General features: G+C 66.4%; 18 protein-coding genes. 12 read left to right on the top strand and 6 right to left on the bottom strand.

The features are described from left to right. Window positions 1-15 precede the first annotated feature (15 nt). Window positions 16-417: a VOC family protein gene (locus HLH29_RS15070; RefSeq protein ID WP_182968200.1), complete on the bottom strand. Its 402-nt coding sequence runs from the start codon at window positions 415-417 to the stop codon at window positions 16-18. Between the two features lie 280 nt (window positions 418-697). Between HLH29_RS15070 and HLH29_RS15065 the strand changes: the two genes are divergently transcribed. Together HLH29_RS15065 and HLH29_RS15060 are read left to right on the top strand one after the other, a co-directional pair. Then, a complete protein-coding gene (locus HLH29_RS15065; protein ID WP_182968199.1) occupies window positions 698-2,557 on the top strand; it encodes a hypothetical protein in 1,860 nt (619 codons plus the stop codon). A 104-nt stretch (window positions 2,558-2,661) separates the two neighbouring features. Continuing rightward, on the top strand, window positions 2,662-3,006 hold the full coding sequence (locus HLH29_RS15060) for a hypothetical protein (protein WP_182968198.1): 345 nt from the start codon (window positions 2,662-2,664) through the stop codon (window positions 3,004-3,006). An 8-nt stretch (window positions 3,007-3,014) separates the two neighbouring features. On the opposite strand, the gene HLH29_RS15055 is transcribed toward HLH29_RS15060, so the two are convergent. After that, entirely contained in the window at window positions 3,015-3,809 is a 795-nt protein-coding gene (locus tag HLH29_RS15055; RefSeq protein WP_182968197.1) for an SDR family NAD(P)-dependent oxidoreductase, read from the bottom strand. Between the two features lie 291 nt (window positions 3,810-4,100). Here HLH29_RS15055 and HLH29_RS15050 point away from each other — a divergent pair, with 291 nt between their 5' ends. The 10 genes from HLH29_RS15050 to HLH29_RS15005 all read left to right on the top strand — a co-directional run bounded on the left by HLH29_RS15050 (window position 4,101) and on the right by HLH29_RS15005 (window position 14,410). Next, entirely contained in the window at window positions 4,101-4,328 is a 228-nt protein-coding gene (locus HLH29_RS15050) for a hypothetical protein (RefSeq protein ID WP_182968196.1), read from the top strand. A gap of 218 nt (window positions 4,329-4,546) precedes the next feature. Beyond that, on the top strand, window positions 4,547-5,143 hold the full coding sequence (locus HLH29_RS15045; protein WP_182968195.1) for an acetate uptake transporter: 597 nt from the start codon (window positions 4,547-4,549) through the stop codon (window positions 5,141-5,143). A gap of 137 nt (window positions 5,144-5,280) precedes the next feature. Beyond that, on the top strand, window positions 5,281-6,291 hold the full coding sequence (locus tag HLH29_RS15040) for a dipeptidase (RefSeq protein ID WP_182968194.1): 1,011 nt from the start codon (window positions 5,281-5,283) through the stop codon (window positions 6,289-6,291). An 89-nt stretch (window positions 6,292-6,380) separates the two neighbouring features. After that, the gene (ahcY, locus tag HLH29_RS15035; protein ID WP_182968193.1) at window positions 6,381-7,679 is read left to right on the top strand and encodes an adenosylhomocysteinase; all 1,299 of its coding nucleotides are present in this window, start codon (window positions 6,381-6,383) and stop codon (window positions 7,677-7,679) included. A gap of 64 nt (window positions 7,680-7,743) precedes the next feature. Then, a complete protein-coding gene (locus HLH29_RS15030) occupies window positions 7,744-8,142 on the top strand; it encodes a DUF3597 domain-containing protein (protein ID WP_182968192.1) in 399 nt (132 codons plus the stop codon). Window positions 8,143-8,196: 54 nt separating this feature from the next. After that, on the top strand, window positions 8,197-8,718 hold the full coding sequence (locus tag HLH29_RS15025; RefSeq protein WP_182968191.1) for a nucleoside deaminase: 522 nt from the start codon (window positions 8,197-8,199) through the stop codon (window positions 8,716-8,718). A 93-nt stretch (window positions 8,719-8,811) separates the two neighbouring features. After that, a complete protein-coding gene (locus HLH29_RS15020; protein ID WP_182968190.1) occupies window positions 8,812-9,897 on the top strand; it encodes a CorA family divalent cation transporter in 1,086 nt (361 codons plus the stop codon). Between the two features lie 62 nt (window positions 9,898-9,959). Continuing rightward, window positions 9,960-12,149, top strand: coding sequence for an amylo-alpha-1,6-glucosidase (locus tag HLH29_RS15015; RefSeq protein ID WP_182968189.1), 2,190 nt, complete (start codon window positions 9,960-9,962; stop codon window positions 12,147-12,149). 279 nt (window positions 12,150-12,428) lie between these two features. Then, a complete protein-coding gene (locus tag HLH29_RS15010; RefSeq protein WP_182968188.1) occupies window positions 12,429-13,787 on the top strand; it encodes a lytic transglycosylase domain-containing protein in 1,359 nt (452 codons plus the stop codon). 29 nt (window positions 13,788-13,816) lie between these two features. Beyond that, window positions 13,817-14,410, top strand: a complete 594-nt coding sequence (locus HLH29_RS15005) for a peroxiredoxin (protein ID WP_182968187.1) — start codon at window positions 13,817-13,819, stop codon at window positions 14,408-14,410. A 13-nt stretch (window positions 14,411-14,423) separates the two neighbouring features. Here the strand turns inward: HLH29_RS15005 and HLH29_RS15000 are convergent, their stop codons facing one another. From HLH29_RS15000 to HLH29_RS14985, 4 genes are all read right to left on the bottom strand, one after another. Then, window positions 14,424-14,927 (bottom strand): hypothetical protein, encoded by a 504-nt coding sequence (locus HLH29_RS15000; protein ID WP_182968186.1) that lies wholly within the window; start codon window positions 14,925-14,927, stop codon window positions 14,424-14,426. A gap of 74 nt (window positions 14,928-15,001) precedes the next feature. Further along, window positions 15,002-15,928: a L,D-transpeptidase gene (locus tag HLH29_RS14995; protein ID WP_182968185.1), complete on the bottom strand. Its 927-nt coding sequence runs from the start codon at window positions 15,926-15,928 to the stop codon at window positions 15,002-15,004. Window positions 15,929-16,094: 166 nt separating this feature from the next. Further along, complete coding sequence (locus HLH29_RS14990; RefSeq protein ID WP_246374286.1) at window positions 16,095-18,512, bottom strand: ABC transporter permease; 2,418 nt, start codon at window positions 18,510-18,512, stop codon at window positions 16,095-16,097. Between the two features lie 23 nt (window positions 18,513-18,535). Next, on the bottom strand, window positions 18,536-19,993 hold the full coding sequence (locus tag HLH29_RS14985; RefSeq protein WP_182968184.1) for a TolC family outer membrane protein: 1,458 nt from the start codon (window positions 19,991-19,993) through the stop codon (window positions 18,536-18,538). Window positions 19,994-19,997 lie beyond the last annotated feature (4 nt).

The raw sequence follows: 19,997 nt of genomic DNA, 5'->3' as shown, positions 1-19,997 counted from the left end.
CGCGCCCCGCTCATATCAAAGGAAACGACCGGGCGCGCCGCGCTGCAGCACCTCGATCCTGTACCCGTCCGGATCGACGACGAAGAAGAAGCGGCCGACCACCCGATCCCCCAGCGCCAGTTGCTTCACCGGCAGCGGCGATAGCCCCTCGCTGACGAAACGGGCATGTTCGGCCTCGACATCCTCGACCGACACCGCCAGATGCCCATACCCGTCCCCCAGTTCATAGGGCCGGTCGCGATCGTGATTGACCGTCAGTTCCAGCTCGAAAGTCTGCTCGGCGTTGGACAGATAGATCAGGGTGAACCCGTCGAACACCAGCCGGTCGGCCACGGTCAGGCCGAAGGCCCGCTCGTAGAAGGCCAGCGACGCCGCCTCGTCCCGCACCCGGATCATGGAATGGATCAGCTTCGCCATCGTTTCGGGCTCCTTCCCCGCATGTCTTTCCATGAGCGACATATCGGCCCCGGCGGCATACGGTCCAGCCCGCATTTCCAGACAGGCTTTGAGTCTCCGATGCAGGCCACCGGCCGCGCGGAAACGGGCATCTGACATCAATTAATTCTAAATTTGAATATGTTAAATTCAATATATTTCATAATGAAACAAAACTAAAAGAAATTATTATTTACCTTTTCTGAGAAATCTTTTGACATACTCGCAGAAACTTCATCAGCCTTCATGCGATTGTCCCCGAATGCCATTGCCCTCCCTGCCCATAAAGCGGCCCTTCCCGCTGTTCCTGCTCTGCTGCTCCACGCTCGTACCGGCCGCCGCCCATGCCCAGGGCCAGGGGCCGGAGGAAGCCGAAGCGATCGAGGCGATGGAGAACCAGATCTCCCGCATCCAGGAGCAGCAGCTCGAACTGCAGAGGGACCTGATGGCGATGCGCCGCGAACTGGCGCAGCATCGGGCCCATCTGCACCTGGCCCACACGGCCACCGCCAACGAATCAGTCACGCACGACCATCCCTCTTCCGGGCACGGCGCGGCGGGGTCACGCCAACTGGCCCGCACGACCGAAAAACCCGCCCCCGGCCAGGCAAACCATGCCCATCTGTATCCCGGCGAAGCCCCCACGCCCACGATCGGCGAAGACACGCCAACCTACGCCGCCGTGGTCCGCCACCGCGACGAAGACATGGTCAACCGCGTCGCCGACAATAATGTCGGCCCCCACCCGCGCGAAACCGCCGGCGCGCAGGCCGCCGGTGCGCTGGGCGATCATGGCGTGTTCCATGTCGGGCCGGTCACGGTCATCCTCGGCGGCTTCTTCGACACTTCGGCTGTTCTGGAAAATCGCCATATCGCATCGGGCACGTTCAATTACTGGACGGCCATGCCGTTCCCCCACAGCGCCAATTATCACGAGAACAGCTTCGAAGGCAGCCCGCGCTACAGCCGATTCTCGCTCATGGCCCGCGCCAATATCGACTCGTATACGACCGTGTCCGGTTTCGTCGAAACCGATTTCGGCGCCGGTGCGGAAACCACAAACCCGTACGAAAGCAACGCCTATGTACCGCGCCTGCGCCAGGCCTATCTGAGCTATGACGACACGCGCGACGGCAACCACCTGCTGATCGGTCAGGCCTGGAGCCTGATGACCCCCGGCCGCGTCGGCATCGTCGCCCGGCAGGAAAGCCTGCCCGAGACCATCGAATCCTCCATGCTGGCCGGCCAGACCTGGACCCGGCAATGGCAGGCCCGCTTCGTCCATGACATGCTGCACCACCGGCTGTGGCTCGGCCTGTCGATCGAAAATCCCGCGACGATCTACGACACCACGGGCTTCGACAATGATAACGGCACGGTCGCGCTGCCCAATGGCGGCACGGCCACCATCGGCGCCAACGGCACCGGCCTGACCGAATTCACCACCAATTATTCCGACGAAATCGCGCCCGACGTCATCGGCAAGGTCGCGTGGGACCCGGCCTGGGGCCATTACGAGGCCGAAGGAATCGTCCGCTTCCCCCATGATCGCGTCTTCGCGAACGGCACGGGCCATAACAACACAGCCATCGCCGGCGGCGGCGGCGCGTCGGCGGTGCTGCCGGTCATCCCCCACAGGGTCGAAATCCACCTGTCCGGGCTCGCGGGAGTCGGCGTCGGCCGCTACGGGTCGGTCCTGCTGCCGGACGTCACGCTGAATGCCCAGGGCAAGCCGAAACCCCTGCCCGATGCGCAGGCAACAGCAGGCATCGTCGCCCATCCGGATCAGCGGATCGACGTCTATGGCTATTACGGCATGCAGCGTTCGGGCCGGAGCTATTTCTCCTCCGGCGGCTCAGCCTACGGTTACGGCAACCCCATGTCTTCCAACGCAGGGTGCGAGGTGGAAATGTCGCCGCTGGCCTGCACGGCCAGCATCCGCTCGGTGCAGGAATTCACCGTCGGCGCCTGGTGGCGCTTCCTCCAGGGCCGGTATGGCACGGTCGAGGTCGGAACCCAGCTCGCCTATTCGCGCCTGCAGACCTGGAAAGGCATCGGCGGCGCCCCCTCCACCAGCGTCAGCCAGATCTTCTTCGATTTCCGCTACCTGCCCTTCCAGTAACACTGCCGGTTAACACGGCCGGTTGCGCCGGAGAGAAAAACGGAGGATGTTCCCGCCGACCGGACCACAGGACGCCGGACCACAGGACGAAGGAGGATACGGTCATGCAGGACAGAACACTGCGTATTCTGGCGGTATCCCTCTGCCTCGCCGCCACGGGCGCGCCGGCGCTGGCGCTCGCGCAGGAAGATGACGAGGCCAAGGGCCCGTCGATGCATCAGCTGGCCATCCGCCCGCCGGTGCCCAGCGCGCACAAGGATTTCAGCCAGTTCCATTTTCGCCCCGCCGGCGACAGGGTGGTCGAACAGTCCGACGCCAACCGCCTGCTGTTCTGGACGCCGCAGGGCACGCCGGACGGCTATGCCGAACGGCGCGGCAACGCGATCTTCTATTACGACCGTACCGGCAAGGCCGTGCGGGTGCAGGAACTGCCCGTCGAGGAAAACTGACGCCCCGCCTAGCCGCGCGCCTGCCGCCGCAGATAGTACCATCGGGTCAGATGCGACCACACGATCATGACCGGCAGGCACAGGCGCAGGAAAACCGGCGACCATAAGAACAGCGGAGGAAAGATCCTGTCGACGAGCGACGGGAAATGCTCCTCCTTCCCGCCCCGCGCCGCCCCCAGAATCCAGTCCGCCGCCCGCTCGGGCGCCTGCGGCCAGGACATGAAGTTCAGCAGCGACCCGCCCTGCTCCATTTCCTCGCGGAACATGGCCGTATCCACGCTCCCGGGAAACACCGACGTGACACGGATGCGCCGGGGCCTCAGTTCCAGCGCCAGGGCCCGCGCGAAACCGCGCAACCCGAATTTCGACGCGGTATAGACGGCACTGCCCGCCAGCGGAAACACGCCCGCCATCGAGTTGACGAACAGCACCCGCCCACCGGCCACGATGTTCGGCAGCATTTCATTGGTCAGCAGGATCACGCCGGTCAGATTGGTGTCCACCTGCCGTCGGACATCCTCGCCATCCAGGGCGCCAACGGGCTGGGGAGAGATCGTGCCCGCACAGGAAATGAACAGGTCGATCGTCGGGCAGGCGTCACGAACGGTCCGCCCCGCCGCCGCGATCGCGCCCGCATCCATCAGGTCGCAGCGCACGGCCAGATCGGCCTCGATACCGGGCGGCACGTCCGCGCGACGCGACAGGATGACGATCCGATAACCGTCCTGGCGCAGCCGACGGCACAGAAACTGCCCGATTCCACCGGTCGCTCCGCTGACGATGACGGTCTTCTGACGGGACAATCCATTTTCCTGGGGCAAGGCAGCCGCTCTTCACGCTGTGATGGTCGATCCGCGACAGGCCTGCTTGCCACGGAATGACGGCCCGCCCGTATACCAGCTCCCCCCCGGCGGCGCGAGGGCCGCCGCCCACCCAGCGGCGAGACCATCCGTCTAAACCCGTTCTTTCCTTTTAATGTCACACTCTTTTAAAAATCGCTTCGACAGCCCGATCACATCCCCGATACCCGCTTGCACGGCGACCCGGCACGCGCCACGTCAAGTTCCGACATCCGTCCGATACAGGAGGCGGACATGCGGACCCTGCACAAACTGATCCCGGTCGAGGCGATCGAACTGGTGGACCATCACGGCTCCCACGCCCTGCTGATCGCGCGCACCCATCTTGCCCAGGCGCGGGATGCCGGCGACGAGGTCCGTGCCGCACGCTGGCAGACCGTGAGCGAGGCCATCATCGCGATCATCGAGGAACAGAAATGTAACGCCACGCCCCGGGAAAAACTGACGACGGACGAAGAATAACGCCCGACCCGGTCCTGTCGCACCGACCATCGGTCGTAAGATCGGGTCGCTCCCGCACGATCATGAGCCTGCGGAGGATAACCGCCTTGTGACCGCGACCTATTCACCTAACATATATTTGTTATTGTTCCTTTCTATAAAAAGGACGAGAAAAATCCCGACGGTCACAGCGTTTCGGGCTGATCGGACAGCCCCTGTGGCCGATGGAGTTTCCCGTCATGAAACCTCTCGCCAATCCAGCGCCCCTCGGTCTCGCCGGCTTCGGGATGACGACGATCCTGCTCAATCTCTGCAATGCCGGTTTCCTGCCGCTCAATTCGTCGGTCCTGGCCATGGGGATCATCTTCGGCGGATGGGCCCAGATCCTGGCCGGGCTGCTTGAATATCCCAAGGGCAACACGTTCGGGCTGACGGCCTTCACGGCCTATGGCGCGTTCTGGATCTCCCTCGTCCTGCTCGTCATCCTGCCGAAATTCGGCCTGATCCCGGCGGCGACCGCCCCGGCCATGGGGGCCTATCTCGCGCTCTGGGGCGTTTTCACGGGCTTCATGTTCATCGGCACGCTGCGCAGCAACCGCGTGCTGCAGTTCGTGTTCTCCTCACTGACGCTCCTGTTCTTCCTGCTCGCGCTGGGCGAGTGGACAGGCAATCTCATGATCACCCGCATCGCGGGGTATGAGGGGCTGCTCTGCGGCGCCTCCGCCCTGTATCTCGCCATGGCGGAAGTGATCGAGGCCCAGTTCGGCCATCCCATCCTGCCGGCCGGCCTTCCCGCCCCGCAGGCGCCCCGGCACGTCACGGGCGTTCCCGCCTGAACGGACCTGTGCCTGAACGGACCTGTGACTATCCCTGCCCTGCGCCCTTCCCGAGGGGCGCAGGGTCCTTTCATTCGGACAGACAGAGCAGGTGAGTCCCTTACGGACCGGCCGTTTCCGGCCTACACTGCCTCATCATGACCGACCGACCGCACAGCGCCCTGCTCACCGTCGATACGCATATCGACATCCCCTGGCCCGACCGGGGCGATTTCACGCAGGACACCGATTATCGCCATGTCGACCTGACCAAGCTGCGCCGGGGCGGAATCGCCGCCGCCTGCCTGGTGGCCTATGTCGGACAGGGCGCCACCGACCCGACCGCCCACGCCGCCATCTCCCGCCAGGCCCTGGCGATGCTGGATGCGATCAACCGGGGGGTCGAAGGCGGCCCGGCACGGATCTGCCCCCTCGCGGCGGATATCGAGGCCGCGTTCCACGAGGGCATCACCGCCATCGTCCCGGCGGTCGAGAACGGCTATGCGATGGGCGAGGATCTGTCGCTGCTGGCACAGTTCCGCGCGCGCGGTGCGCGCTACATGACGCTGACCCATAACGGCCACAACGCGCTGGCCGATTCCGCCCGCCCGATGCCCGCGCTGAACGATCCCGAATCCCGCCATGGCGGCCTGTCCGGCCTGGGGCGCGAGGCCATCGCCGAAATGAACCGGCTGGGCCTGATGGTGGACATCTCCCACACCGCGCGCAGCACCATGATGCAGGCGGTGCGCCTGTCGCGCAGCCCGGTCCTGGCCACCCATTCCTGCGTCCGCGCGCTCTGCGACCATCCGCGCAACCTGGATGACGAACAGCTCGACGCCCTGCGCGACTGCGACGGCGTGGTCCACATCACGGCCGTCGATGCCTTCCTCCGCCCGCGCGAGGTCCGGGCCCAGCGCCCGGTCAGCGTGGCCGATTATGTCGACCATATCGACTATGTGGCAGCCCGGATCGGCGTGCGCCATGTCGGCATCTCGTCCGATTTCGACGGCGGCGGCACCATCGAGGGCTGGCGCGACGCCGCCCAGAGCCAGTCACTGACGGCAGAGCTGCACCGTCGCGGCTACGACCACGACCAGATCGCCGCGATCTGGGGCGGCAATTTCCTGCGCCTGCTCCGCGCGGCCGAGGCCATCGCCACGGCCTGAGGGCTCCGGGGTCGGAGCCCGCGCTAGCCCTGGCGCGCCCGAGCGTCTATACCCGCCGGGATTCTGCATCAACCGAAACAGGACGGAACATGACCGCCAGCACGGACTACAAGGTACGCGACATCGCTCTCGCGGAATGGGGCCGCAAGGAAATCGCGATCGCCGAGGGCGAAATGCCAGGCCTGATGGCGCTGCGCGAGGAATTCGGGGCCAGCCAGCCGTTGAAAGGCGCGCGTATCGCCGGCTGCCTGCACATGACGATCCAGACCGCCGTGCTGATCGAGACCCTGACCGCGCTGGGCGCCACGGTCCGCTGGTCCTCGTGCAACATCTTCTCGACCCAGGACCACGCCGCCGCCGCGATCGCCGCGACCGGCGTGCCGGTCTTCGCATGGAAGGGCCTGACCGAGGAAGAATTCTGGTGGTGCATCGAGCAGACCATCACCGGTCCGGACGGCTGGACGCCGAACATGATCCTCGACGATGGCGGCGACCTGACCGTGCTGATGCACGACAAGTATCCCGAGATGCTGAAGGACGTGCGCGGCCTGTCCGAGGAGACGACCACCGGCGTGCATCGCCTGTGGGAAATGGCGAAGAAGGGCACGCTGGCCGTGCCGGCGATCAACGTCAATGACAGCGTCACCAAGTCCAAGTTCGACAATCTGTACGGCTGCCGCGAAAGCCTGGTCGACGCGATCCGTCGCGGCACCGACGTCATGATGGCCGGCAAGGTCGCGGTCGTCGCCGGCTACGGCGATGTCGGCAAGGGCTCCGCCGCCTCGCTGCGCAATGCCGGCTGCCGCGTGCTGGTGACCGAGGTCGACCCGATCTGCGCCCTGCAGGCCGCCATGGAAGGCTACGAGGTCGTGACGATGGAAGCCGCCGCCCCGCGCGGCGACATCTTCGTCACCTGCACCGGCAATGTCGACATCATCACCGTCGACCACATGCGCGCGATGAAGCACCGCGCCATCGTCTGCAATATCGGGCATTTCGATTCCGAGATCCAGGTCGAGGCGCTGCGCAACTTCCAGTGGGACAACATCAAGCCGCAGGTCGACGAGGTCATCTTCCCCGACGGCAAGCGCCTGATCCTGCTGTCCGAGGGCCGTCTGGTGAACCTGGGCAACGCCACGGGCCACCCGTCCTTCGTCATGTCGGCGTCCTTCACCAACCAGACGCTGGCGCAGATCGAGCTGTGGACCGCCCCCGAGGGCAAGTACGAGCGTCAGGTCTACACCCTGCCCAAGCAGCTCGACGAGAAGGTGGCGGCCCTGCACCTGGCCAAGGTCGGCGCCGAACTGTCGAAGATGTCGGCGAAACAGGCCGACTATATCGGCGTTCCGGTCAACGGGCCGTTCAAGAACGACCTGTACCGCTACTAAGGCGCAGCGCCGCCCGGGGGACACGACGTGCCCCGGGCGGCGCCGCCGCAAGGAGAGTCCGCGCATGAGCATCCTCGGCACCATCCTGTCCACGATCTTCGGCCATGCTGAAGCCACCACCCCGGCGGCCGCTCCCGCCACCACGACACCGGCCGCGCCCCCGGCGGGACAGACGCCGGCACCGGTCGCGCCCTCCGCGCCGCCCGCCCCGGTGGATGTCGCCGCCATCCTGACCGACCTGGCCGCCAAGGCACAGCAGAAGCTCAACTGGCAACAGTCGATCGTCGATCTGATGAAGCTGCTGGGCCTGGACAGTTCGCTGGCCGCGCGCAAGCAACTGGCCGAGGAACTGCATTATACCGGCGACACCAGCGACAGCGCGTCGATGAATGTCTGGCTGCACCGGCAGGTCATGCAGAAACTGGCCGAAAACGGCGGCAAGGTCCCCGACGATCTGAAATGATCCACGGCACGGGGCGATCCCGCCCCGTCCACGCTTTTCCGGCAGGGTACGACAATGCATGACGCCCCCTTCCCCCAGAACGCCACACCGATGGACCTCGACATGCTGCGCCAGGCCATCGCGCTGTCGGCGGAAGCCCGGGCAACCGGCCGGCACCCGTTCGCGGCACTCGTCGCCGATGCGGACGGACGGGTCGTCAGCCGGGCCATCAACAATTCCATGCCGCCCGAGGGCGACCCGACCCAGCATGCCGAGCTGCGGGCGGTGGCCGAGGCAGCCCGCATCCTCCCGCCCGAAACGCTGGCCGACTGCACGCTCTATACCAGCGCCGAACCCTGCTGCATGTGCGCCGGGGCCGTCTACTGGACCAACATCCGCCGCGTGGTGTACGGATTGTCGGAGCACGCCCTGCTGGGCCTGACAGGCGCGCACCCGGAAAACCCCACCTTCTCCCTGCCCTGCCGCGAGGTCTTCGCGCGCGGGCAGCACACTGTCACGGTTCTGGGCCCGCTGCTGGAGGACGAGGCCGCCGGGCCGCATCTCGGCTTCTGGTGCGACGCCACGCCGGCCGGCTGAATCCGCTGCCTCTCATTGGCACGCGTGGGATTGCAACGAACGGGCACCCATGCCAAGTGTGCGCTTGAATTCCGAGCGGTCCCGGATATCACGATGCCCGATACGATAACCCAGACCGAAATGTCTCTTGCCGATACGCCGCAGAGCGATACGGCGGATGGCCTGGTCTGGGCGGTCTCGTGCATGCCCGGCCAGCGGCCGGTCCAGCTCTCGCCCCAGCAGGCGGCCGAGTATCTGAACAGCCGCCCCGCGCATTCCGAGGATACCGAGGCGCTCCCCGCCACGGCCGAGGAACGGCCCGCCGGCTGGGTCTGGCTCCATTACGACGTGGTGCATACCGCCAGCCGGGCTCGGGTCGAGGCAATCGCCTGCCTGCCCGAGGAAGCCCGCACCACCCTGTCCGGCACCGACCGGGGCACCAGGCTGGAAGCCGAAGGCGACATCGTCTACGGCGCCCTGCCCGGCTTCGACGACGGCATGACCGACGACGATACCAGCGTCTCGGCCTGGCGTTTCGCGGTGCTGCCCGACCTGCTGATCACCACCCGCCGCCACCCGGTGCCCGCGCTGGGCGCCGCCTATCGCTGGCTGCAGCGCGACGAGGTCCCGCTCACCCCGGCCGAAATCGTGGACCGGACGCTGCTGGAATTCGCCGACAGCGTCCGGCGGAACATCGCCATGCTGGACGACCAGCTCGACCGGGCCGAGGACCTGCTGCTGACCCTGGACCAGCATACCGATTTCGGCCGCATCAGCGGCCTGATCGGCAAGGTGCGGCGCCGTTCGACCGAACTGCGCCGCGTGATCTCGCCGGTGGACCGGATCTTCCACAACGAGGATCTGGAACTGCCGGAATGGGCTGAGGACGATATCCGCGACCGCTCGCAGCGCCAGATCCACGCGTCGCTGGACGATCTGATGGCATTGCAGGATCGCGCGCGATCGTTGCAGGATGAGCTGGCCTCGGGCCAGGCGGAAGAAACCAACCGGCGCCTGTACACGGTTTCGGTCCTGACCACCCTGATGCTGCCGGCGACCTTCGTGACCGGATTCTTCGGCATGAATACCGGCGGCATGTTCCTGGCCACCGGCCCTCTGGGCACCGTCGAAGCCGGCGGCGTATGCTTCCTGTTCATGGCCATCGCCTGGCTGCTACTGAAATTCACCAGGCTGCTCTGACCCGTCCGCCGCCGGACACCGACAATCCATTCAAGCGCCAATTCAAGCGAAGGACCCCCGTCATGGACAGCCAAGCCGAAACCCAGACGCACGCCGGGGAACCGGACGGCTTCCCCGTCGCCGCGAAATCCCTGCTGTCGGAACGCCGCCTCCATACGCTCAAGCAGGGTGACATGTTCGGGGTCTTCGACCAGACGGGCGATATCCTGTACGGCGACGGCATCGCGGACGGGCTGTATTTCCACGACACACGCTACCTGTCCGGCCTCTCCATGAGCCTCCAGGGCACCCGGCCCATCCTGCTGTCCTCGACGGTGCGCGAGAACAACGTGATGCTGTCGGTCGACCTGACCAACACCGACATCGAAGGGCCCGAGGGCCAGCGCATGATCCACGACCTGCTGCATGTGCGGCGGTCGCGCTTCTTGTGGAACCGGGTGTGCTACGAACGGGTCGAGATCCGCAATTTCGATGTCGAGCCCCGTACCGCGGTGCTCGACATCCGTTTCCTGGCCGATTTCGCCGACCTGTTCGAGGCACGCGGTTCCACCCGCCCCCGCCGCGGCACGATGCGCGCGCCCGAAATCAGCGATGCCGAGGTGAAATTGTCCTATGACGGGCTGGACGCCCGCCGGCGCACCACCCAGCTACGCTTCTGGCCACCGCCGGCCGAACTGACGGCCCAGCATGCCGCCTACCGCTTCGATCTGCCGCCGGGCCAGCGGGTGCTGCTCCATTACGAGGTCGAATGCGACCCCACCGAACCACACGAGACCCAGCCCAACCGCCGCTTCCTGCGCGGCGCGGTCGAGGCAAGGCGGGCGCTGCGCCTGTCCTCCTCCCGCGCCGCGGCGATCGCCACCTCCAACGAGATTTTCAACGAGGCCATCCGCCGCTGCGTCTGCGACATCTACATGCTGCTGACGGACAAGAAGACCGGCCCCTACCCCTATGCCGGCGTCCCCTGGTTCAGCACCGCCTTCGGCCGAGATGCGCTGATCACCGCCATGCTGACCCTGTGGCTGGACCCCGAGATCGCGCGCGGCGTGCTGGCCTATCTGGCCCGCCACCAGGCCCAGACCGAGGACCCGACCGCCGATGCCGAACCCGGCAAGATCCTCCATGAGGTCCGCCACGGCGAAATGGCCGAACTGGGCGAGGTCCCGTTCCGCCATTATTACGGCTCGATCGATTCCACGCCGCTGTTCGTCATGCTGGCGGGCCAGTATCTGGAGCGCACCGGCGACGTGGCGCTGATGACCACGATCTGGCCGAACATCGAACGCGCCGTCGAATGGATCGACCGCTATGGCGATCGCGACGGCGACGGATTCGTCGAATATGGCCGCCGCAACAAGGACGGGCTGATCAACCAGGGCTGGAAGGACAGTTACGACAGCATCTTCCACGCCGACGGCACCCTGGCCGAAGGGCCGATCGCACTGTGCGAGGTCCAGGCCTATGTCTATGCCGCGCGCCGCGCCGCCGCGACCATCGGCCGCCGCCTGGGCAGGACCGCCTATGCCGACCGCCAGGACCATCTGGCCGAAACATTGCGCGTCGCCTTCAACGCCCGGTTCTGGATCGAGGAACTGGGCACCTTCGCCCTGGCGCTGGACGGCCAGAAGAAGCCCTGCCGCGTCCGCTCGTCGAACGCGGGCCATATCCTGCTGACCGACATCGCGACGCCGGACCGCGTGCCCCGGCTGGTCGCCGGGCTGATGCACCGTTCGTCCTTCTCGGGCTGGGGCATCCGCACCATCCCCGAGGGGGAGGCCCGCTACAACCCCATGGCCTATCACAACGGCTCGGTCTGGCCGCACGACAACGCCCTGATCGGACTGGGCCTGGCCCACCACGGCTATCGCGACGAGGCCGCGCGCCTGTTCCGCGGCATGTTCGACGCCGCGTTCCATACCGACCTGCGGCGGCTGCCGGAACTGTTCTGCGGCTTCACCCGCAACCGTGCGGAAGGGCCGGTGCGCTACCCGGTCGCCTGTTCGCCGCAGGCCTGGGCGGCGGCGACGCTGCCGGCGCTGATTCAGTCCACCCTGGGGCTGAGCTTCGATCCGGCGGAAGTGGCCGTGCATTTCCAGCGTCCGCGCCTGCCCGATTTCCTGGACCAGATGACGCTGTACAATCTGGAAGTCGGCGGCGACAAGGTGACGGTGCGCCTGGTGCGCGTGGAGGACGAGGTGGCAATCAACGTCGTCCAGCGCACCCAGTCCATCCAGGTCCAGATCACCAACTGACACCCACCCGCGACGGCGCGCCCGCATCCTGCGGGCGCAATCGCTGCGACAGCGTGATCATGTTGCATGGAAGTACGTCGTTCTATAAAGATTTACGGCAGATTCCTCCTCTCTGACCTGAACTTCCGCCCAGGACCGGGATGCGATCATGATGCCGAAGGCCAATCCGCCGTACGAAACCGGGCCCGATCCCTATTTTCGCCATAATCGGCGCCAAATTTCTGCCTTTGCCCCGGCGCCTCCCTCACGGGTCGGGCGCCCGTCCCGGATGAACGCCCGATGACCCGACAGAAGCAGGCCCGCCCCCCTCGTCCGTCCCGACGCACGACGGAGCGCGCATGCGATCTGCCGCAATCGCCATCCGGCCGGATCGCGGCCCGCGTCGCCGGCGCAGTCGGACTGGCCAGCCTGCTGGCAGCCTGCGCCACCGAGCCCGGCCAACATGCCCCGGTGATGCAGGAAGCCGCGGAATACCGGGCCCACGCCAAATCCTTCTACGCCCCGCCCGGGCCGCCTGACGATCCCTGGGGCCCCTATATCATGGAAGCCTCGAAGCGCTTCGACGTGCCCGATACATGGATTCGCTCGGTCATGCAGCGCGAATCCGGCGGCCAGCTCTTCCGCAACGGTCAGTTCGTCACGTCGGCTCCCGGCGCGATGGGCCTGATGCAGCTCATGCCGCCGACCTATGACGAAATGAAGGGCGAATACGGGCTCGGCGACGATCCGTTCAACCCCCGCGACAACATCATGGCCGGCACCGCCTATATCCGGCAGATGTACGATATCTACGGCTCCCCCGGCTTCCTGGCCGCCTACAATACGGGGCCCGGGCGGCTGGACGATTTCCTGCTGCACAACCGGTCGCTGCCGCGCGAAACCCGTAATTACGTCGCCGCGATCGGGCCGCAGATCGCCGGCATCACCCCCAATGTCCGCTCGCAGACCGACCTGATGGTCGAAGCCCATGACGTCGCGCGCGGACGCGTCTACGCCGCCGCACAGAGCAGCACCGAAACCCGTTCCGTGCGGGCGGCCTGGGCCCACCGCACCGACCATCAGGACAGCAACGACAGCCAGCCGATCCAGGTGGCCGAAGCCCCGGCGGAAGCCAGCCCAACCCCGGCGCCGGCCTATACGGCATGGAAGAATGTCGCCCCCGCCGGCCAGGGCACGTCGGCCGACGCGGTCCGCGCCGCCTGGGCCGCCCGCACGCGGCCGGACGGCGCCGACAGCACCCGGCCTTCAGCGCCCGTCGCCGTCGCGTCCGCGGCCCCGCCTCCACCACCCGCGCCGGCAGCCGGCCACGGCTTCCAGCTCGTTCCCCCTGCCATGGCCGAGCCCGCGCCTCTGCTGCGACGCGGCAGCCTCGCCCCGGCCCAGCATGATTGGGCTATCCAGGTGGGGGCCTTCGGCACGGCATCGCTGGCATCGCAGGCGGCCGGCCATGCGCGCAGCCGCGCCGTCGCCGTGCTGGGCAGCGCCCGCCCGCTGGTCGCCGGAGTGCATGCACCCCACGGCATGCTCTATCGCGCCCGGCTGACCGGCCTGTCGCATGACGCGGCGGTCGAGGCCTGCCATCGCCTGTCGACGGGATCGGACAATTGCGTCATCATTTCACCTGACTCGCGGTCCTGATCGCGCGCTTCCGGTCGAAAGGTTCGCCAATGCTCCGTTCCAATATCCTTCGTCGCTTCACCAGGCTGAGCATGGTGCTGCCGGTAGCCGCAACCCTGGCGGGGGTGACGCTGGTGTCCTTCTCATCGGCCCGGGCGGCACTGCCGCTGGGCAGCACGGCACCCCTGTTCGACGCACCGGCCAGCCTGGGCGGCAAGCAGTTCAGCTTCTCGCTGGCCGAGGCCCTGCACAAGGGGCCGGTGGTCCTGTATTTCTACCCGGCGGCCTTCACGCGTGGCTGCACGATCGAAGCCCATGATTTCGCCGACGCGATGGACCAGTTCAAGGCGCTGGGCGCCACGGTCATCGGCGTGTCGATGGACAAGATCGAAACGCTGGACCGTTTTTCCGTCAGCGAATGCCGCAGCCGCTTCCCCGTCGCATCCGACCCGGCGGGCAAGATCGCCAGTTCCTACGATTCCAAAATGCCACTGCTGCATTACGCCAACCGGACCTCATACGTGATCGCGCCGGACGGCCATATTCTCTATGCCTACAGCGCCATGGCGCCCGATGGCCATATCAGCGGCACCCTGGCCGCCCTGCGCGCCTGGAAATCAGTCGCAACACCCGCCCAGCACTGATGCCGGCAGGCGCTCAGGGGACCGGTTTCGCCGTCCCCAGCGCCGCCAGACACCGATCCCGCACCGCACGCAACCCCTCGTCACGCACGCGGCGAAGGGCAGCGCGGGTGCGCCGGACATACCCTTTCAGGTCCGGCACTTCGTCATGCATGAAAGGATGGGCGCAGACCCGGGCGGGGTCCAGTGCCGGCGTCGCCTCATCCAGCAGCGGCAGAACCAGGCGCGGCTTCTGCGGCAACGCCAGCGCCAGCGCCGCCGCCACCGCCGGGCCGCTGTCGGAATCCAGCCCCGGCCCCATGGCCGGCACCAGCGCCAGCCAGGCCGGATCGGCCGCCGCGATCCCGTCCGTCACCGTATCGAACGTATCGGCGTCATCCAGCGCCCCCAGCGCCTGCGCCACCCCATCCGCCTGGATCGCCGCCGCGACGCCGGCGGGCGTCGGCGCCCCCTGAGCCGCCGGTGCCGCCCGGGCCGGAGAAAGCAGCAGCAAGGCCGGCAGGGCAAGACAAGGGAGCAATCCGGATGTTCTCATCACATGATCATGAGCGAAGCCGGACGCTTTGAAAAGCAATACGCAGCGAACGGATGCCGTCAGGTCATGCCCTCGCCGGGCGAGGAATCCACCACCACCATCGCATCCCCCGCGATGGGCGAGGGCGTACGATCACGCGGCAGCAGGGCGCGGAAGCGGCCATCATAGCTGGCCGCCTGCTCATATTGCGCGTCCAGCAGCCCATGACGATCCATGAACCGGTTCAGCGCCGCCGGAATGCGCACACAACCCTCCGAGGCCGGGCGCCCCAGCCGGGCCTCCAGAAAATCCGGGTCGGTGGCATGGATTTCCAGCCGGATCTGCCCCTGCTCGCGGTCGGGCCGCCAGCCCTTCACGGCCCACTGCCAGCCCATGTCCCACACCCGCATCCCGCGCGCACCGAGGCCGCGAATACCATGCTCGTTGCGCGTGCCTTCGGCACGATAGCCCAGGCGGTCAGGCGAATTGATGAACACGCCCGTCGGGGTCAGGTAATAATATTTGCGCCCGGCCTGCCCGGTCGAAACCCGGGTCCCGCCCAGCACCAGCCATTCCTCATTGTCAGGCAGCGCCAGCACGAAGCACACACGCTGCACCCGCGGATTGCGATCGACCACCATCAGCACCTGCGCGCGGTCGATCGTGATATTGGCATGGGCCAGTTGCGCATGCGCCAACATGATCCAGCGGGCCGCATCCTCGGGCGAGGCCACCTGAAAATGCGGCACCTCACGCTGCATGGCCTGGAGCAGATGCCGGGCCTCGCTCCTGGCGGCGTCGTCATCCAGCGCCGGCAATGGCGAAACATCTAGGGCAGGACCGGCCTGATCGGCAGACGCCCCCACCGGCGCGGGCGGAGGCACAACGGCCTCCGGAAGCAGCGGCATCGGATCGGCCAAAGCGGCATCGGCCGCGCACAGAAGGAAAAGGAGCGCCAGCACGCCGGCTCCCATCCCCGGAACCGCCGCCGGAAAAACTGTCCGCATGCACCCCTCTCCGCCACGGCCACAGGTCCCAACCGCCAGAGATCTAGACGCAAGGACCACCCCGCCGTTCCCGCCCGAAGGCAGGAGAATAGCAGATCGGCGCCCGATAGCGGTCAGTTTTTCCAAATCATATCAGGCGCGCCCCGTGTCCGCCATGCAGTTCCCCCTACCCTGCCCTCAGCGAGGAAGCCGGCGGATCGGCTGCCGCCTTGGCGGATTGTCCAATCACGGTCAGCAGCGCGATCAGCGCCGCGCTGCCGGCCGCAATCACGAACGGCCATGGCGTCAGCGCAATCCGCTGATCGAATCCCGACAGCCACCGGCTCATGAACACCCACGCGACCGGCCACGCGATCAGGTTCGCGATCAGCACGGGCCGGAGAAACTGACCGGCCAGCAGGGCCAGGACCTGCCGACGATCCGCCCCCAGCACCTTGCGCACCCCGATCTCATGCCGGCGGCGCGACACGTTGAACGACGACAGGCCGAACAGCCCCAGGCAGGCAATGCCGATCGCAACGGCGGAGCCGATGCCGAACAGCGCACCATAATTCTGGTCGCTGCGAAAATCGTCGGCAAAAATATCGCTTACACCCTGGGCCGAGAACGGAACATCCGGCGCGATGCCCACCCAGGCCGACCGCAGACGCGCCATTTCCTCGGCCTGCGACGCCCCCTCATACCGGATGATCGCGCCTGCCTCGTCAAACGATCCCGAGCGGCCGTAATACAGCAACGGACGCATCGGCTCGTGCGCGCGGCCGAACCGGATGTCGTCGATCACCCCGATGATACGATAGGTTCGCGCAGCCATATCCTGCCGCAACTCCTGCCCCACCGCCGCCTCCGGCGACGCAAAGCCGAACCGTTCCGCCGTCAGGCGCGAAATGACGATGCTGGTACCCGCCACCTCCTGCTCCCGGGCAGCGTGATAATCATTGCCCTGATGCGCGTCGAACAGGCGCCCCGCGACCAGCCTCGCCCCGATCGCCTCGAAATATCCGGGCGTGGCATATCCCCACCAGACGGGGATCATACTATCGCCACCCGGAGGACGAAAATTGTCGCTGTCGATGGTGTGGTGAGGATACATGTCCGATCGCGTGGCAATCCGTACCCCCGGCACCTCGCCCAGCCGGCGCACGATCTCCTCCTGCCGCGCCACCAGGCTCGAATCCGCCAGCGCATCGATGACGATCACGCCATCCTTGCTGATCCCGCGATCGAGCACGCGAACGAACGCCGCCTGATCGGTCATCACGATCGTGCAGACCGCCAGCACGATGGCAAACCCGAATTGCAGCACCACCAGCACGCTGCGCAACATGCTCTCGATCCGCCCGCCCGCCGGCATCCGGCTCGCCGCCAGCACGGCCGCCGGCCGGAACGACGACAGGACCAGCGCGGGATAGATTCCGGCCACGACCCCCACGACCAGCACGATCGACACCGACACCGGCAGCACGAAACCCCAGTCGAAGGCGACATTCCACCCGCCCAGCATGTTGACCCAGCGCAGCGACAGTTCCGTCAACGCCAGCCCGACAAGCACCGAGACCCCGACCAGCATGATCGCGTCGCCCATGAAGCGTACGACCAGCGCCGGACGGGTCGCCCCCAGCACCTTGCGCATCGCCACCTCACGCGCCCGCAATCCCGATCGCGCGGTGGCGAGATTGACGTAATTCACGATCGCGGTCGCCAGCGCCGCCAGCCCGACCAGCCCCAGGATATCGATCAGCCTGCGGCTGGCGCCCCCTTCGCCGATGGATGCACTATGGAAATGCACCGCGCGCAGCGGCACCAGCGTCAACCCGCCATCGCCATATGTAAAACGGATCAGGCTCTCCTTCCAGTCTCCCGGATGCCGATACGGAAATCCCCGCAATCCGGCGGCGATGCGCGGCACGGCCCCGGCATCGTCGATCCTTACCCACACATGCCCCCACTGGCTCCCCCAATTGCGAAAGGGCCATTTATCCATCCAGGAACTGGGAAAAACGGTGACGATCCTGAAGTCGCTGGTGGCATTGGGCGGCGGGTCGGCCACGATCGCCGACACCACACTCTCGTCACCGCCATTGTCGATCCGCATCCGGCGGCCAACCGCGTGGACGGTGCCAAAATACTTCCGCGCCATCGTGGCCGACAGCACCACCTTGCCGGGTCCATCGAGCGCCGTCGCCTTGTTCCCCTCCAGAATAGGCAGGCCGAAGACGGAGAAGAAATTCCGGTCGGTCAATGTCACCACGTCGCGTCCCAGCACCTCCCCGGCCCGCACGGGCACCGGACTTTCGAAAACGCGAACCGCCTGGGCGATTTCCGGAAAGTCCTGCTCCATGAAAGGAACGGGCACGAAACTGATATAGCTCGATTCATAGGGCGTCCGCCCGGCCGGACGAAAATCATCATCGACCTGATAGATATGCGACGCACCGGGCAGGTAACTGTCATACCCATATTCGTATCGCACGATCAGCATCATCGTCAGAAAGACGGCAACCCCCAGCCCCAGCCCAAGCAGGTTGATCGCACCATAGAGCCCATGCCGGGGCAGGATTCTGAAACCGGACGCAAACATCATTCGCCCTCCCGTATCTGCCATGTCTACCAGCCCGCCCGGTCAAGGGCGGCAATCGGCGTCTGAAGCGGCTCCCACCCGCGCGTCCGCGCACGCTGCAACGCGGCCCCGCTGTTGTAATGCTGGATACCGGGCAACAGGTCGCGGGCCTGAAGCCGTCCGATCGAAGCCAGCAGCTTCGCTTCGGCCACAATCGTGTCATGGCGGCTGGTCGCCAGATCCACCTGGGCTGCCCGCAGATTCTGGTCGGCGTACAGCACGTCGGTCGTGCTGCGCAGCCCATAGCCATATTCGACCTGATAACCCTTCAGCGTCGTTTCGCCCGACCGCACCTCGGCGGTACCGGCCTGGATCGCCTGCAAGCCGTTCTCGACCGCCCGCCAGTTGGTCACCACATCCTGCAACGCCGCCCGCCGGGCCTGTTCCAGATTCTGCCGCGCCTGCTCGTCCTTGTCGCGCGCCTGCCGGATCTGCGAATTATACAGGTCCCCGTTATAAAGCGGCTGCACCAGCGACACGGTACCGCTGACCTGTTCCGAATATTCATGCCCCCGAAACGGCGCCGCCGGCCCCACAGTGCCCAGCAGCCCCTGCACCTGAATCTGCGGCCCCCATTGCGACCGCGCGGTATCGATATCGGCCTCGGTGGCCGATTTCATCTCGCGCGTCTGCGCCAGTTGCGGATTGGCCGCGATCGCCTGCCGCACAGCCTGCTCGATCGAGGGCGGCAGGCCCGGCAACCCGTCCGGCATGGTCAGTTGCGCCGGCATGATACCGATGACGGCCCGGAAATTCGCCTCCGACGCCGCCAGCGTCGCCCGCGCCTGCGTCAAGGCCACCTCGGCCGAACGGCGCCGCGTCTCGGCCTGTTCCACATCGGTGCGCGTCACCTGCTCGCCCGGCGCGCCGCCCAGATTGTAGCGCGAGGTGATCAGCCGCACCTGCCGCACCAGCATCTCCAGATCGGCCACGCGCACATCCAGCACGTACCGGTCGCGCAATACATCCATGTAGGCACTGACCGCGGCGGTGAAGACCTGCGATTCCGTCAGGCGCAGGTTTTCACCCTCGGCCCGCGACCGCGCATCCGCCGCCCGCACCTGATTGGCGACATGCCCGAAGGAATAAAGCGTCTGCTTGGCCGCGACATAGCCTTCCGCATAATTCGACGTGAAGGTGCCCAGCGCGAAGGCGCTGGTATAGGGCCCCTGCTGATAGTTCGCATCCATGTTGACCGACACGGTCGGCCGCCACCCGCTGCGCGCCTGCGCCGAATTCTCGGTCACGGCGCGCTGGTTCGCCTGCTCGCCCAGCAATGTCGGATTGCCGCGATAAGCCATCGCCAGCGATTCCTGAAGCGTCTGCGCGGCAGCAGGTGATAGAGCGGCAAAGGAAAGCCCGAACGCCGCTGAAAGCCTGGCCGAAAACGCACGTCGGATCGCCGCCCGCGCATATTTTCGGTCAGGCTCTGAAAGAATACGCATGGCG

Source organism: Gluconacetobacter tumulicola, assembly GCF_014174215.1.
GTDB classification, from domain to species: Bacteria; Pseudomonadota; Alphaproteobacteria; order Acetobacterales; family Acetobacteraceae; genus Gluconacetobacter; species Gluconacetobacter tumulicola.
This window is presented reverse-complemented; position numbering and strand designations above follow the sequence as displayed.